The following is a 16,012-nucleotide window of genomic DNA, read 5'->3' on the forward strand; positions in this document are numbered from 1 at the left end:
CCGCCATAAGGGATCAAAAGCCTGCAAATCTGGCTGCTTTCAAGCGCTTGCCAACATCTGCCGTAATAACGTCGTGTCCTTTCGGAACAGGGTCGATACCTTGCCGAAATGAGTCCCCCTCGCTACAGTGACTCCACTCACACCTGGCTCCGACGCAGCTACTGGGCGTCAGGTCGCATCACCGCAGATCAGCGAAGGTCATTGGAGACACCCGTTCCCGAAGGGATGGACAGATGTCCGTACCGCAATACCGAAAGGCTGCGGCGGTTGCGCTCGTGGCCGGCCTGGGGCTCAGCCTCACGGCATGCTCCACGAAGAGTGACGACAAGGACGCGACCGCAGGCGGCAAGGTCACCATCACTGTCGACTGCCAGCCGGTCGGTGCGCAGAAAGAGCTGCTGAAGAACTGGAACGACGACGTCGCCGAGTTCCAGAAGCAGAACCCGGACATCGTCATCAAGAGCGTCAGCGTCGGTGAGCAGTGCAACAACCCGCCGGACTTCACCGCCCGCCTCGCCGGCGGCACCGTCACTGACGTGTTCTACGGATACATGACCGATCTCCAGCAGGTGCTCGACTCCGGTCAGGCCATGGACATCACCTCCCAGGTCAGCAAGGACACGATCCCCACCTGGGACAGCGTCGACCCGGCACTCAAGGGCGTCTTCACCGACGGCGGCAAGCTCTACGCCGTTCCGGTGAAGAACTACTCGATGGGTCTGGTCTACAACAAGGTCCTGTTCCAGCAGGCCGGGCTCGACGTCAACAACCCGCCGAAGACCTGGGCCGACGTCCGGGCCGCCGCCAAGAAGATCTCCGCACTCGGCAACGGCATCGCGGGCTACTCGGAGTACAGCGCCGGCAACACCGGCGGCTGGCACTTCACCTCCCTGCTCTACTCGCAGGGCGGCCAGGTGCTGACCCCGGACGGCAAGAAGGCCGACTTCAACAACGCCATGGGTAAGCAGGTCCTGCAGAACATCAAGGACATGCGGTACGGCGACAACAGCATGGGCGCCCGTCAGCTGCTCCAGTGGGGCGACCTGCTGACCAACGCCGGCGCGGGCAAGGTCGGCATGTTCATCGGCGCGCCGGACGCCACCCAGGCGATCGTCAGCCAGTTCCAGGGCAAGTTCCAGGACTGGGCGATGGCCCCGCTGCCCGGCCAGGACGGCAAGGCGTTGGGGACGCTCGGTGGCGGCGAGGGCTACTTCTTCAAGAAGGACCTCACCCCCGAGCAGGTCAAGGCCGGCCTGAAGTGGATCGCGTACCAGAAGCTCACCCCGGGCAAGGGTCAGTTCGACTACGTCCGGGCCAAGCCGCAGAACTACCCGGTGGGTCTGCCCCAGCCGCTGCTCTTCGCCAACGGCAGCGACGCGCAGAAGCAGGAGCTCGAGCTGCGCAAGGCGAACGCGAACGTCGACACCACCAACTTCGCTCTCTTCGAGGCGACCCCGGTGCCGATCAAGGGTGAGCCGCGCAACGCACAGGCGATCTACGCGGTGCTCGACGCCGCGATGTCCGGTGTGCTGACCAACCCGAACTCGAACATCGACGCCCTGCTCAAGACCGCCGAGGAGAAGGTCAACCAGCTCCTCACCGCGGAGAGCTGACCTGAGCGTGTGGGGGCCGGTACGCCGACCCGGCCCCCACACCACCCGCGCCGCATCGTCGACGTCACCGACTCACCCAGGAGTTGCCTTGGCGATCACCACCGTCCCGGAGACCCCCAGGAAACCGGGCCGCCCGCCGTCGCCGTACTCGGCGAGGCCGCAGCGTACGAGCCTCGGCCGCAAGGTACGGGACAACCTCACCGGGCACGCGTTCCTGATCGGCGCGGTGCTCTGCTTCGTCGTCTTCTCCTGGTACCCGATGGTCCGCGGCATCGTCATGAGCTTCCAGCGGACCCGGCGCGGCGAGACCACCTGGGTGGGTTGGGACAACTACTCCCGCATCATCGCCGACCCCAGCTTCTGGACGGCCTGGCAGAACACCTTCTACTTCACGGTGCTCGCGCTCGTCCTCGGGTACGCGGTGCCGTTCTTCGTGGCGATCCTGCTCAACGAGTTCCGCCACGCCAAGGGCTACCTGCGGATCCTGGTCTACCTGCCGGTGATGCTGCCGCCGGCCTCGGCGCTGTTCCTCTTCAAGTTCTACGCGTACGACCCCAGCGAGGCCGGGCTCTTCAACGCGATCCTCAAGGCGCTGCACCTGCCCACCTCGCAGTGGATGCAGTCGCCCGAGATGACGATGCCGGCGATGGTGGTCGCATCGACCTGGATGAACATGGGCGGCGCCGTGCTGATCTACCTGGCGTCGTTGCAGAACATCCCCGGCGAGTTGTACGAGGCGGCGGAGCTCGACGGCGCCGGGATCTGGCGCCGGATCCGGCACGTGACGATCCCGCAGACCCGGCTGATCCTCGCGCTCCTGGCGATGTTGCAGATCGTCGCCACGATGCAGCTCTTCATCGAGCCCCTGATCCTGGCCAACGGCGCGGGCGCGGAGGACTCGGCGACCTCGGTGGCGTACCTCATCTACCAGCACGGGTTCTTCCAGAACGACCTCAACGGCGCCGCCGCCCTGGGCGTGATCATGCTCGTGGTGCTGGCCGGCTTCTCCGCCGTGTACGTGCGGCTGACTGCGAAACAGGACTAGGACGGCGAGGAATGGCACAGGATTCCGGAACCCGGACCCTCATCTCCCACTCCCAGCTCAGCCGGGGGCGCGGCAAGGTCATCTACTGGACGCTGCTGATCGTCGTCGTGGCGGGGTTCACGCTCGTCTTCCTCGGGCCGCTCTACTGGATGGTCACCGGCGCGCTCAAGTCCGGCCAGGAGATCGCGCAGACCCCACCCTCGCTGTTCCCGAAGGATCCCCAGCCGCAGAACTACATCGACGCGTGGAACAACCTGGCCCTCGCCAAGCTGCTGTTCAACACGTTCTACTACGCCATCGGCGCGGTGCTGTTCCAACTGGTCTTCGACAGCGCGGCAGCGTACTCGCTGTCCAAGCTCCGACCGATCTTCGGCAACACGATCCTCGCCCTGATGCTGGGGACTCTGATGATCCCGGCGATGGTCCTCATCGTCCCGCAGTACGTGACAGTGCTGGACCTGCCGATCCTGCACATCAACCTGCTGGACTCACCGTTCGCGATCTGGCTGCCGATGGTCGCCAACGCGTTCAACATCTTCCTGCTGAAGCGGTTCTTCGACTCGATTCCCGAGGAGCTGATGGCGGCGGCCCTCATGGACGGGGCGTCGTCGCTGCGCACGCTCTGGTCGATCATCCTGCCGCTGTCACGCCCCATCCTCGGCGTCGTGTCGATCTTCGCGGTGACGGCGGTGTGGAAGGACTTCCTCTGGCCGAAGCTGGTCATGCCCTCGCCCGAGACCCGGACGGTCAGTGTCGGCATCTACACCTTCGCCGGCGGCACACCGATGAACGTGGTGATCGCCGCGTCGGTCATCGCCGCGATCCCGACTGTCATCATCTTCCTGATCTTCCAACGGAACATCATGTCCGGTCTGACCACGGGCAGCATCAAGGGATAGCCACCAGCGCAGCCTCCCGCGCGGCGAACAACGACCGTTCGCCCGACACATATCTAGGTCCGGCGAACACGCCGACGTACTGACGCAGAAAGCAGGTGCTCGTGTCCACAGCTGACAGAAGTCCGTGGTGGCGTGGAGCCGTGATCTACCAGGTGTATCCCCGGAGCTTCGCCGACGGTAGCGGCGACGGCATCGGTGACATCGCCGGCATCCGATCCCGGCTGAACCACCTGTCCGCGCTCGGCGTCGACGCGATCTGGTTCAGTCCCTGGTATCCCTCGCCGATGGCCGACGCCGGCTATGACGTGTCCGACTACCGCGACATCGACCCGGTCTTCGGCAGCCTGGCCGAGGCGGAGGCGCTGATCGCCGAAGCACACGCGCTGGGCATCCGGACCATCGTCGACGTGGTGCCGAACCACTGCTCCGACGCGCACCCCTGGTTCCAGGCGGCGCTCGCCGGCGGGCCCGGCGCGCCCGAGCGGGACCTGTTCTGGTTCCGGCCGGGCCGGGGCCCGAACGGCGACCAGCGGCCCACCGACTGGATCGGCGAGTTCGGCGGCGAGACCTGGACCCGCACCACCAACCCGGACGGCACCCCCGGTGACTGGTACCTGCACCTGTTCGCCCCGCAGCAGCCGGACTTCAACTGGGACCACCCCCGGGTACGCGCGGAATTCGAGGACATCCTGCGGTTCTGGTTCGACCGGGGCGTGGACGGCATCCGGATCGACTCGGCCGGGCTCCTGGTCAAGGACGGGGAGCTGCCCGAGGTCCGACCGGACCACCCGCACCCCTTCCACGACCTCGACGGGGTGCACGACATCTACCGGGGCTGGCGGCGGGTCGCCGACTCCTACCCCGGCGAGCGGGCCCTGATCGGTGAGGTGTGGCTGCCGGACCGGCAGCGGTTCGCCAACTACCTGCGCCCGGACGAGCTGCACGCCGCGTTCAACTTCGACTTCCTCGGCTGCGCCTGGGACGCCTCGGCGCTGCGGGAGAGCATCGATGGGACGCTGAGCGCGCACGCGCCGGTCGGCGCGCCGGCCACGTGGGTGCTCTCGAACCACGACGTCACCCGACACGTCACCCGCTACGGTCGGGCGGACACCCGGTTCAGCTTCGCCGCCAAGCGCGAGGGCACCCCCACCGACCTTGAGCTGGGCACCCGCCGGGCCCGCGCCGCCGCGCTGCTCTCGCTGTCGCTGCCCGGCGCCGCCTACGTCTACCAGGGCGAGGAACTGGGCCTCTACGAGGTCGAGGACATCCCGTACGCGTTGCGTCAGGACCCGATGTGGGAACGGTCCGGCCGGGTCGACCCGGGTCGGGACGGCTGCCGCGTGCCGCTGCCGTGGGCCGGGGACGAGCCGCCCTTCGAGTTCAGCCCCGCCGGTGCCGCAGCGCCCTGGCTGCCCCAACCGGCCGACTGGAAGGACCGGACGGCCAGCGCGCAGACCGGCGACTCCGCCTCGATGCTGGAGCTGTACCGGGCGGCGATCCAGGCTCGAAAGGCCGACCCGGCGCTCGGTGACGGTGAGCTGACCTGGCTGCCCGCCCCGGACGGCGTGCTCGCCTTCAGCCGTGGCGGTGGCTTCACCTGCCTCGTCAACCTGTCCGACACGCCGGTTCCGATGCCGGCCCAGGGGCGGTTGCTGCTGGCCAGCGGGCCACTCGACGACGGGTTGCTGCCGTCCGACACAGCCGTGTGGCTGCGTACCACCGAATCCACCGACGGGCCGCGCGGGGCGGACGGCCCGGCCTGACCTGACTCTGCTCGCCGTGGTGCCGGCGGCCCGTCCCGGCCGCCGGCACCACGCCACCAAAGGAAAGGAGAAACGAGGGGGAGACGCGCCACGCCGCACCGACACGGGGGGATCTGGCCTGCCTGACGAAAGGGAGAGCGCAGCTCATGGCCAACCACACCACCGGCACCCCGCACCACCGACACCCGACCCGGGCAGGGCTGGCCGCCATTGCCGCCACAGTGCTCGCCGCCACAACGGTGACCGCTCTCGCGGTCACCGGCACCGCAACGCCGGCCTCGGCAGCCGGACTGTCCCCCTTCGACATCCCCAATCGAGGCGCCACCGTCCCGTTCATCGAGCAGGAGGCGGAGGAGGCCGCCCACAACGGCTCGAAGATCGGCCCGGACCGGCGCTACGGAACGCTGCCGTCCGAGGCGTCCGGCCGGGAGGCGGTCACCCTCGACGCCGTCGGTGAGTACGTCGAGTTCACCCTCACCGCGCCGGCCAACGCGGTCACCTTCCGGTACAGCCTGCCCGACAGCCCGTCCGGCACCGGCAGGGACGCCACCATCGACCTGCGGGCCAACGGGTCGCTGCTGAAGTCGGTCCCGGTGACGTCGAGGTACGGCTGGTACTACGGCGGATACCCGTTCAACAACAACCCGGGTGACACCAACCCGCACCACTTCTACGACGAGACCCGGGCGATGTTCGGCAGCACCCAGCCGGCCGGCACGAAGATCCGCTTCCAGGTCTCCTCGACCGCCCAGTCGCCCACGTTCACCATCGACCTGGCCGACTTCGAGCTGGTCGCCCCCGCGATCACGAAGCCCGCCGGTGTGCTCGACGTGGTCACCGACTTCGGCGCCGACCCGAGCGGCGCGACCGACTCGACCGCCAGGTTCCAGGCGGCGGTCGACGCCGGCAAGGCCCAGGGCAGGGCCGTCTGGATCCCGACCGGGACCTTCACCCTCTGGGATCACGTGGTGGTCGACGGGGTGACACTGCGCGGCGCCGGGCCCTGGTATTCGGTGCTCGGTGGCCGGCACCCCACCGACCGGAACAGGTCCGTCGGCATCTACGGCAAGTACGTGCCCGGTGGCGGCTACACGGGACCGGTCCGCGCGCACGAGGCGAACGGGCCGAGCCGCAACGTCACGCTGCGGGACTTCGCCATCATCGGCGACATCCGCGAGCGGATCGACGACGACCAGGTCAACGCCCTGGGCGGGGCGATGACCAACTCGGTGGTCGACAACCTCTGGCTGGAGAACACCAAGGTCGGGGCGTGGATGGACGGCCCGATGGACAACTTCACTATCCGCAACAGCCGGATCCTGGACCAGACCGCGGACGGGGTGAACTTCCACACCGGCGTGACCAACTCGACGGTGACCAACACGTTCGTCCGCAACACCGGCGACGACGCGTTGGCGATGTGGGCGCAGAGCGTGCCGAACGTCAACAACTCCTTCACCCACAACACCATCGGTGTGACCCTGCTGGCGAACCACCTGGTCAGCTACGGCGGTCGGGACATCAAGATCACCGACAACGTGACGGCCGACTCGCTGACCAACGGCGGCGGCATCCACGTGGCCAACCGCTACCCGGGTGTGCAGGGCGACACCGCGGTCCGGGGCACCTGGACTATCGCCCGGAACACGTTGATCCGTAACGGCAACTCGGACTACAACTGGAACTTCGGCGTCGGGGCGATCTGGTTCTCCGCACTCAACGAGGCGTTCCAGCAGGCCACCATCAACATCACCGACACCGACATCCTGGACAGCTCGTACGCCGCGCTGCACTGGATCGAGGGCCAGACCAGCGGCATCAACCTGAGCAACGTGCGGATCGACGGCGCCGGCACGTACGCGCTCCAGGTGCAGGCACCCAGTCAGGTGTCGTTCACGAACGTGCGCGCCACCAACATCGCGCAGAGCAACCCGATGCACAACTGCGTGGGCGGTGGCTTCCAGATCACCCAGGGCAGCGGCAACTCCGGCTGGTACACGCCCACCCCGTACTGCGGTCCATGGCCGAACCCGCAGTGGGGCGGTGGACCCACCACCCCGCCCCCGACGACCCCGCCCCCGACCACCCCGCCTCCCACCAGCGGAAACCTCGCCCTGAACCGGCCGGCGACCGCGACCAGCACCAACCAGAGCTACACGGCGGGCAACGCGCTGGACGGCAACGCGGCCAGCTACTGGGAGAGCGCCAACAACGCGTTCCCACAGTCGGTCACCGTCGACCTGGGCTCGGCCCGATCCGTCGACCGGGTGGTGCTCAAGCTGCCCGCCGGCTGGGAACGCCGTGCCCAGACGGTGTCGGTCCTCGGCTCCACCGACGGATCGTCGTACGCCACGCTGGCGTCGTCGGCCGGTCGGGTCTTCGACCCGGGCACCGGCAACGCCGTGTCGATCGGGCTGCCCTCCGGCGACCGCCGCTACATCCGGCTGACCGTCACCGGCAACACCGGCTGGCCGGCCGCGCAACTCTCCGAGGTCGAGGTGTACGGCGGCACCCCCACCACGCCGCCGCCCACCACACCGCCCCCGACCACGCCACCCCCGACCACCCCGCCGCCCAGCGGCAACCTGGCGGCCGGGCGGCCGGTGACCGAGACCAGCCACTCCGACGTGTACGCCGCCGCCAACACTGTGGACGGCAACCCGAACACCTACTGGGAGAGCGCCAACAACGCCTTCCCGCAGTCGCTGACCGTGGACCTCGGCACCAACCGGACGGTGTCCCGGGTCGTGCTCAAGCTCCCACCGTCATCGGCCTGGCAGACGCGCACCCAGACACTGGCGGTGCTCGGCTCCACCAACGGCTCGACGTTCGCCACAGTGAAGGCGTCCGCCGGCTACACCTTCAACCCGGGCAGCGGCAACACGGTCACCGTGACCTTCACGGCGACCAGCCAGCGGTACCTGCGGCTGACCGTCACCGGCAACACCGGTTGGCCAGCAGGTCAGCTCAGCGAGTTCGAGGTCTATTCCAGCTAGGTCGGGTGCCCCCGCCCGCCCAGGGCGGGGCACCCGGTCCGGGCGGTCCGGCGCAACGCAGCGCCGGCCGCCCACCCCGTCCCCCAATCCGCACCGTCCCCCACCTGTCGCGGAACGACGGGCGTACCCCTGCACCCGTCGCCGGGCAACGCACCCACACCCACCCCCGAAAGAGGTGTAGCGACCCCATGTCCAGAAACGGCACCAGACGAGGCACGCCGCCGACCGGCGCGCCCACTCCCGTCCCCGGCACCACCCGCTCCGGCCGTCGGCGGCTGCTCTCCAGCGTGCTCGCCGGGATGCTCCTCGTCACCGCACCGGTCGTCACCCCCGCGGCGGCCAGCGCGGCACCAGTTTCCGACCCGGTCGCGGCCGCCGCCCGCGTCGCCATGCTCGCCGGGCTCTCCGCCACCATGACCGCCAGCAGCTACAACCAGAACTACGTGGCGAGCAACGCCAACGACGGCAACGCGTCGACCTACTGGGAGAGCGCCAACAACGCGTTCCCGCAGTGGATCCAGGCCGACCTGGGCGCCACGGTAAGCGTGGACCGGGTGGTGCTCAAGCTGCCGCCCGCGTCGGACTGGCAGACCCGCACCCAGACGCTCTCGGTGCTCGGCTCCACCAACGGCTCGTCCTTCACCACCCTGAAGGCGTCCGCCGGCTACACCTTCAACCCGGCCAGCGGCAACACCGCGACGGTCAGCTTCACCGCCGCCAGCACCCGCTACGTACGGGTGCAGGTCACCGGCAACACCGGATGGCCGGCCGCCCAGCTCTCCGAGGTCGAGGTCTACGGCGCTGCCGGCAACACCGACACCCAGGCGCCGAGCGTCCCCGGCAACCTGGCGTACACCCAACCGGCCAGTGGACAGATCCGGCTCACCTGGTCGGCGTCGACCGACAACGTCGGGGTGACCGGGTACGACGTCTACGCCAACGGCGCGTTGCGCGGCAGCGTCAACGGCTCGACGCTCACGTACACCGACAGCCAGTCGGCCAGCACCACGGTCTCGTACCACGTGCGGGCCAAGGACGCGGCCGGCAACCAGTCGGCGAACAGCAACACCGTGACCCGGACCGGCACCGGCAACCCACCGACCGGTTCCAACCTGGCGATCGGCAAGCCGATCACCGCCTCCGGGTACGTGCACACGTTCGTGGCCACCAACGCCAACGACAACAACGTGGCCACCTACTGGGAGGGCAACGGCAACCCGAGCACGCTGACCGTGCAGCTCGGCGCGAACGCCAGCCTCAGCCAGGTCGTGGTGAAGCTCAACCCGGACTCGGCGTGGGGTGCGCGTACGCAGAACATCACAGTGCTCGGCCGGGACCAGGGCTCGTCGAGCTTCACCACCCTCGTGGGCGCGGCGAACTACACCTTCAATCCGGGCAGCGGCAACACGGTGACCATCCCGGTCTCCGGTGCGGCGGCCGACGTACGGCTCTCGATCGCCTCGAACACCGGCGCCCCGGCCGGGCAGGTGGCCGAGTTCCAGGTCTTCGGCACCCCCGCGCCGAACCCGGACCTGACCGTGACAGGCATGTCCTTCAGCCCGTCCGCACCCGTGGAGACCAGCACCATCACGCTCTCCGCGACAGTGCGTAACGCGGGCTCGGCGGCCTCCGGCGCGACGAACGTCAACTTCTACCTGGGTGCCACCCGGGTCGGCACCGCGTCGGTCGGCGGCCTGGCGGCCGGCGCCTCGACCACGGTCAGCGCCAGCATCGGCACCCGTGACTCGGGCAGCTACCCGCTCAGCGCGAAGGTGGACGAGTCGAACACCGTCGTCGAGTCCGATGACACCAACAACAGCTACTCCAACCCCAGCCCGCTGGTGGTCAGCCCGGTCGCCACGTCGGACCTGGTCGCCTCGTCGGTGGCCTGGTCGCCGGGCAACCCGTCAGCCGGCAACACGGTCACCTTCTCGGTGTCGGTGCGCAACGCCGGCAGTGTGGCGTCCGCGTCCGGCGCGCACGGCATCACGCTCACCGTGCTCAACGAGTCCGGCACCGTGGTCCGTACGCTGACCGGCTCGTACTCCGGCGTGATCAACGCCGGTGCCACGGTCGGCCCGATCAACCTGGGCACCTGGACCGCCGCGAACGGTAAGTACACCGTCCGGGTGGTGCTCGCCGCCGACGGCAACGAGCTGCCGGTCAAGCAGGCCAACAACACCAGTGACCGCCCGCTCTTCGTCGGTCGCGGCGCCAACATGCCGTACGACATGTACGAGGCCGAGGACGGCGCGGTCGGCGGCGGCGCCAGCGTCGTCGGGCCGAACCGGGAGGTCGGAGACCTGGCCGGCGAGGCGTCCGGTCGGCGGGCGGTGACCCTCAACTCGACCGGCAGCTACGTCGAGTTCACCACCCGGGCCAGCACCAACACGCTGGTCACCCGCTTCTCCATCCCGGACGCCCCGGGCGGCGGGGGGATCAACTCCACGCTGAACGTCTACGTCAACGGCACGTTCCACAAGGCCATCGACCTGACGTCCCGGTACGCCTGGCTCTACGGCAACGAGACCAGCCCGGGCAACTCCCCGAGCGCCGGCGGGCCGCGGCACATCTACGACGAAGCCAACGTCATGCTCAACTCCACCGTCCCGGCCGGCAGCAAGATCCGCCTCCAGAAGGACCCGGCCAACACCACCACGTACGCCATCGACTTCATCAACACCGAGCAGGTGGCGCCGATCGCCAACCCGGACCCGGCGCGCTACACCACGCCGACCGGCTTCACCCACCAGGAGGTGCAGAACGCCCTGGACCGGGTGCGGATGGACACCACCGGCAACCTGATCGGGGTGTACCTGCCGGCCGGCAACTACTCCACCTCGTCGAAGTTCCAGGTGTACGGCAAGGCGGTGCAGGTGACCGGCGCCGGCCCCTGGTACACCCGGTTCAACGCTCCGTCGGGCCAGGACAACACCGACATCGGCTTCCGGGCCGAGAGCTCGGCGGCGAACTCGTCCTTCAAGAACTTCGCCTACTTCGGCAACTACACCTCGCGGATCGACGGTCCGGGCAAGGTGTTCGACTTCTCCAACGTGTCGAACATCGTGATCGACAACATCTGGAACGAGCACATGGTGTGCCTCTACTGGGGCGCGAACACCGACTACATGACGATCAAGAACTCCCGGATCCGCAACATGTTCGCCGACGGCATCAACATGACCAACGGCAGCACCAACAACCTGGTCAGCAACAACGACGCCCGGGCCACCGGCGACGACAGCTTCGCGCTGTTCTCGGCGATCGACGCGGGCGGCGCCGACATGAAGGACAACATCTACGAGAACCTGACCTCGACCCTGACCTGGCGGGCCGCCGGTGTGGCCGTCTACGGCGGCTACGGCAACACGTTCCGCAACATCTACATCGCGGACACCCTGGTCTACTCGGGCATCACCATCAGCTCGCTCGACTTCGGCTACCCGATGAACGGATTCGGTGCGAGCCCACCGACCCGGTTCGAGAACATCTCGATCGTGCGGGCCGGTGGGCACTTCTGGGGCTCGCAGACCTTCCCGGCGATCTGGGTCTTCTCCGCCTCGAAGGTGTTCCAGGGCATCCGGGTCAGCGACGTCGACATCGTCGATCCGACCTACAGCGGCATCATGTTCCAGACCAACTACGTCGGCGGGCAGCCGCAGAACCCGATCACCGACACGGTCTTCACGAACATCTCGATCAGCGGGGCCCGTAAGAGCGGTGACGCCTACGACGCGAAGTCCGGCTTCGCCATCTGGGCCAACCCGATGCCGGAGGCCGGGCAGGGGCCGGCCGTCGGGTCCGTCACCTTCAACAACCTGCGGCTGAGCAACAACGCCGTGGACATCCAGAACCCCACGTCAACCTTCACCATCAACCGCAACTGATTCAGCTCGCACCGGGTGCCGCCGGGAGGGGTCCCTCTCCCGGCGGCATCGTGCCGTGTCGGCCAGCGCCGGCCGCGAACCGGGCCGCGCCGGTCGCCGCGTCCGTGGCCAGCGAGTCCATCCCGTACGCCAACTCGATCGCCAGCGCCTCCGGCTCTCCTCGCCCGCTGCCGGCCAGCAGCGCGGCCCGGTCGTTGCGCAGACAGGTCTGCGGGTGCCGGGCGATCGCCGCCGCCAACTCCTCGGCTGCGGCCCGCGCCTGGCCGGGTGGCACCAACCGATTTACCAACCCCATCGCGTACGCCTCGTCGGCCGGCACCGGGCGGCCGGTGAGGACCAGGTCCATCGCCCGGCTCTCGCCGATCAACCGGGGCAGCCGGACCGTTCCGCCGTCGATCAGCGGCACGCCCCAGCGGCGGCAGAACACCCCGAGCGTCGCGTCGGACTCGGCGACACGCAGGTCGCACCAGAGCGCCAACTCCAGGCCGCCCGCCACCGCGTACCCGGAGATCGCCGCGATCACCGGTTTGCTGAGCGTCATCCGGGTCGGGCCCATCGGCCCGTCCCCTTCCGGCTCGACCCGATTGCCGCTCGGCGTGCCGATCGCCTTGAGGTCCGCGCCGGCGCAGAACGTGCCACCGGCGCCCCAGAGCACTGCCACCGCCGCGTCGGGGTCGGCCTCGAAGGCTCGGAAGGCGTCGGCCAGCGCCCGAGCCGTCGGCCCGTCGACGGCGTTGCGAGCCGCCACCCGATCCAGCACGACTGTCGTCACCGGCCCGGCATGCTCCACCCGTACACCCATCGACTCAGCATGCCCGTGCCGTCCCGCACCCACAATCCCTGTCGATCTTGCGGCCCGGCGGCCTGGTTCGGCCAGGTGTGGGCGGTTTCCCGGGGCAGCAACCGCAAGATCGCGCTCAGTGACGAATTTGTCGCCCGAGACCGGTTTGCGACCCCCTTCGCCGGGAAGTCGGTACGGGTGCGAGCACTTTTGACGAAAGTTGAGCAGGCATCCAGCCTCGACCGGACGGGTGACCGGTTGCAGCGAGTGGTCCTGAGCACGCTGCGTCCGCGGCGGCTGCGGGACCTGCTGCACGGGGTGACCCTCGGGCATCCACTGCACCCGGCGATGGTGCAGGTGCCGGTCGGCGCCTGGATCAGCGCCGCGGTGCTGGACCTGATGCCCGGGCAGCGCCGGCCCGCCACCGTGCTGGTCGGCCTGGGCACCGTCAGCGCGGTGCCGGCGGCGATCGCCGGGTTGAACGACTGGGCCGCCCTCGCCCGTGACCAGCGCCGGGTCGGCCTGGTGCACGCCGCGGCCAACACCGTCGGCTTGACGCTGTACGCCGGGTCACTGGCCGCGCGGCTGTCCGGCCGGCACGGCGTCGGCCGCGCTCTCGGTTTCCTCGGGCTCTCCACCGTCAGCCTGGGGGCTTACATCGGGGGCCACCTCGCGTACAAGCAGGGGGCGCAGGTCAACCAGAGCATCTCCGAGTTGCACCGGATGACCGACGGCTGGCACTCGCTGGCCGACATGGCGACGCTGCCGCAGCGCACCCTGATCACCCGAGAGGTGGACGACGACATCTCGGTGATCCTCTACCGGCACGGTGACGAGGTGACCGTGATGTTGGAGCGCTGCCCGCACCAGAGCGGCCCTCTCGGCGAGGGTGAGGTGCAGGAGATCGACGGCCACGCCTGCGTGGTCTGCCCGTGGCACGGCAGCGCGTTCCGGCTCAACGGCGGCGAGGTCGTGCAGGGGCCGTCCGGCAACGACCAGCAGATCCTGCCCACCCGGATCCAGGACGGCGTGCTCCAGACCCGCCTGCCCTGACCCAGCGGCACGGTGGCCGCGGTTCCCCGACCGCCACCAGCTCCGTGGGGTGTTACTCGGAGCCAATGCTCGCGTCGTCAAGCGGCGCCGCTTTGGATGCTGAAGTTCGCGCGGTCAAGGCGGTGCCGCTTCCGACACTGATGCCTGTGAGTCATCAAGATGACTCACAGGCATCACGCATTCTGGAGACCTGGTCCTCGGCGAGGAACGCTACCGACCAGACCCGCCTGCTGGCTGCTGTGGCCAGCCGGGCTGTGGCCAGCCGAGTTGTGGTCGGGCGAGTCGTAGCCGGGCCGTGCGAGTCGGTGCCAGCGAGCGGCCGGGCGGGCGAAGAGCCGCTCACGCCCGCCCGTGCGGATCAGGTGCGTCGGTGGCGGCCGACCGGAGGTCCGTCCGGTACGGAGTCCAAGCCGTGCCCGCCCCCGAACAACCCACCCTCAGCGCCATCGCCGGCCCAACTGTCGTCACCACCCCAGCCCGATGCGCCGGCCCCCGCCCCGCCGCCGGTACCTGTCGCACCACCGGAGAGAGCCATCCCACCACCCGGGAACGCCGTGCTACCGGGAGGAGCCATCCCACTGCCGGCGGGCCACACCCCGCCGTCGCGAGGTGTCGTCCCATCGCCGGTAGGTGTCATCCCGCCGCCGGTGGACGTCATCCCACCTCCGCGCGGTGTCATCCCGTCGCGGGGTGCGAAGACGTCGCCGCTGGGTGCCGTGCCGTTGGTCCGTGTTGCCGGGGCTTCGATGGCCGCGGCCGCTCGGCTGGCGGCCCATGCGGCACCGCTTCCGACCGCTCCTCCGCCAGTCCGCCGGTCCGCGCTGCTGGTTCGGTCCGCGCCGCTGGTCCGGCCCGCTCCGCTGGTTCGGCCCGCGCCACCGCTGCTTCGGGCCGCGCCTCCACGGGGCTTGCGGGAGGACGCGGCCAACCGGGGAGCCGCCCCGGCGGTCGCCGGGCGTCGGCGCAGGCCCAGCACCGCACCGATCTGCGCTCCGACGATGCTCGCCACGGCCAGGACGGCGGAGACCGCCAGCGGTCGATTCACCCGGTCGGCCGTGCCCGCTCGGGCTGCACCGACGGTCATGGCGGGTGGCTGGCCTGCTGACTGCGTACCGCTGGGGGGTGCCGGGTCCACCCGCTCCGGTGCGGCACGTTCGGGCGCCGGCAGGGGCGCGGGCGGTTTGGGCGCCGCCGGCCGGCCGACCAGGCGGCCGCTGGCGTGCTGCCGGGCCCCCTGGTCGGCGGCCTCGGTGGGGAGTCGGAGCAGTTGGCCGGGGCGGATCCGGTCCGGGTCGTCGAGCTTGTTCAGCTTGGCGAGCTGTCGGTAGTCGCCGAACTCGTCCAGGTAACGCTCGGCCACCTCACCGAGGTAGTCGCCCCGCGCCACCCGGTACACCGGCGCGGCCCCGTTGTTCGTCGCAGAGCCGCCGAATGCGGCCCGCTCTGTCCCGGCCAACCCGAGTGGCCCGCTGCGGGCCAGTGGAGCCGCCGTGTCGGGTGTCGCAGCCGCGCGGGCAGGAGCGGCCAGGGCACTGGCGCCTTGTGCGCCGGTGTACGCCGGCGCGCCGTAGACCGCGGCGGCGCTGGCGGCGGCCGGGCTGGCGACGAGGATCAGCGCGACCGAGCCGACCAGCGCAGCGGCGGCCTTCTGCTGGCGGCCCATCCCGGGCAACTTCGGCGCCGGTCGGCGCAGGCTCTGTGCCCCCAACTCGACGAGGACGGAGAAGGCGAACGTGGCCCAGCCGAACCAGCCGGCCACAGCCAGGGCGCGCAGGAAGAGTTGGCCGTCGTCCCGGCTGGTCAGCGCGGTGCCCACCTCGCTGATCGTGGGGAGGTGATCGGGCAGCGGGTTTCCGGCGAAGGCCAGCAGCGCGATCGGCGCGCCGACCAGCAGAGCGCACAGCACGGCCAGGGCGCCGATGCCGGTGAGGATCCGTCCGGTCCGTCGTACGACGGACCCACCCGATACGGGCAT

General features: G+C 69.6%; 8 protein-coding genes and 1 pseudogene. 7 read left to right on the forward strand and 2 right to left on the reverse strand.

The genetic code is table 11. From position 1 onward, the window contains the following. Positions 1-233: 233 nt before the first annotated feature. From CLT68_RS07590 to CLT68_RS07615, 6 genes are all read left to right on the forward strand, one after another. Positions 234-1,613, forward strand: coding sequence for an ABC transporter substrate-binding protein (locus tag CLT68_RS07590; protein WP_099849730.1), 1,380 nt, complete (start codon positions 234-236; stop codon positions 1,611-1,613). Positions 1,614-1,701: 88 nt separating this feature from the next. Continuing rightward, positions 1,702-2,658 carry a carbohydrate ABC transporter permease gene (locus CLT68_RS07595; protein ID WP_088950971.1) on the forward strand — a complete coding sequence of 319 codons (957 nt, stop codon included), beginning with the start codon at positions 1,702-1,704 and terminating at the stop codon, positions 2,656-2,658. Positions 2,659-2,669: 11 nt separating this feature from the next. After that, positions 2,670-3,557 (forward strand): carbohydrate ABC transporter permease, encoded by an 888-nt coding sequence (locus CLT68_RS07600; protein WP_088950972.1) that lies wholly within the window; start codon positions 2,670-2,672, stop codon positions 3,555-3,557. Positions 3,558-3,697: 140 nt separating this feature from the next. Then, a complete protein-coding gene (locus CLT68_RS07605) occupies positions 3,698-5,320 on the forward strand; it encodes a glycoside hydrolase family 13 protein (protein WP_486482098.1) in 1,623 nt (540 codons plus the stop codon). Between the two features lie 146 nt (positions 5,321-5,466). After that, on the forward strand, positions 5,467-8,316 hold the full coding sequence (locus tag CLT68_RS07610; RefSeq protein ID WP_099849732.1) for a discoidin domain-containing protein: 2,850 nt from the start codon (positions 5,467-5,469) through the stop codon (positions 8,314-8,316). Between the two features lie 188 nt (positions 8,317-8,504). Then, on the forward strand, positions 8,505-12,203 hold the full coding sequence (locus CLT68_RS07615) for a discoidin domain-containing protein (RefSeq protein ID WP_099849734.1): 3,699 nt from the start codon (positions 8,505-8,507) through the stop codon (positions 12,201-12,203). Position 12,204: 1 nt separating this feature from the next. Here CLT68_RS07615 and CLT68_RS07620 read toward each other — a convergent pair whose 3' ends face one another. Then, the gene (locus CLT68_RS07620) at positions 12,205-13,005 is read right to left on the reverse strand and encodes a crotonase/enoyl-CoA hydratase family protein (protein WP_099849736.1); all 801 of its coding nucleotides are present in this window, start codon (positions 13,003-13,005) and stop codon (positions 12,205-12,207) included. Between the two features lie 177 nt (positions 13,006-13,182). Here CLT68_RS07620 and CLT68_RS07625 point away from each other — a divergent pair, with 177 nt between their 5' ends. Further along, complete coding sequence (locus CLT68_RS07625) at positions 13,183-14,037, forward strand: Rieske (2Fe-2S) protein (protein ID WP_099856886.1); 855 nt, start codon at positions 13,183-13,185, stop codon at positions 14,035-14,037. A gap of 883 nt (positions 14,038-14,920) precedes the next feature. Here the strand turns inward: CLT68_RS07625 and CLT68_RS07630 are convergent. Then, positions 14,921-16,012 (reverse strand): annotated as a pseudogene (locus CLT68_RS07630) (LysM peptidoglycan-binding domain-containing protein); the annotation flags it as partial.

The sequence above is a fragment of the Micromonospora sp. CNZ299 genome (assembly GCF_002754415.1).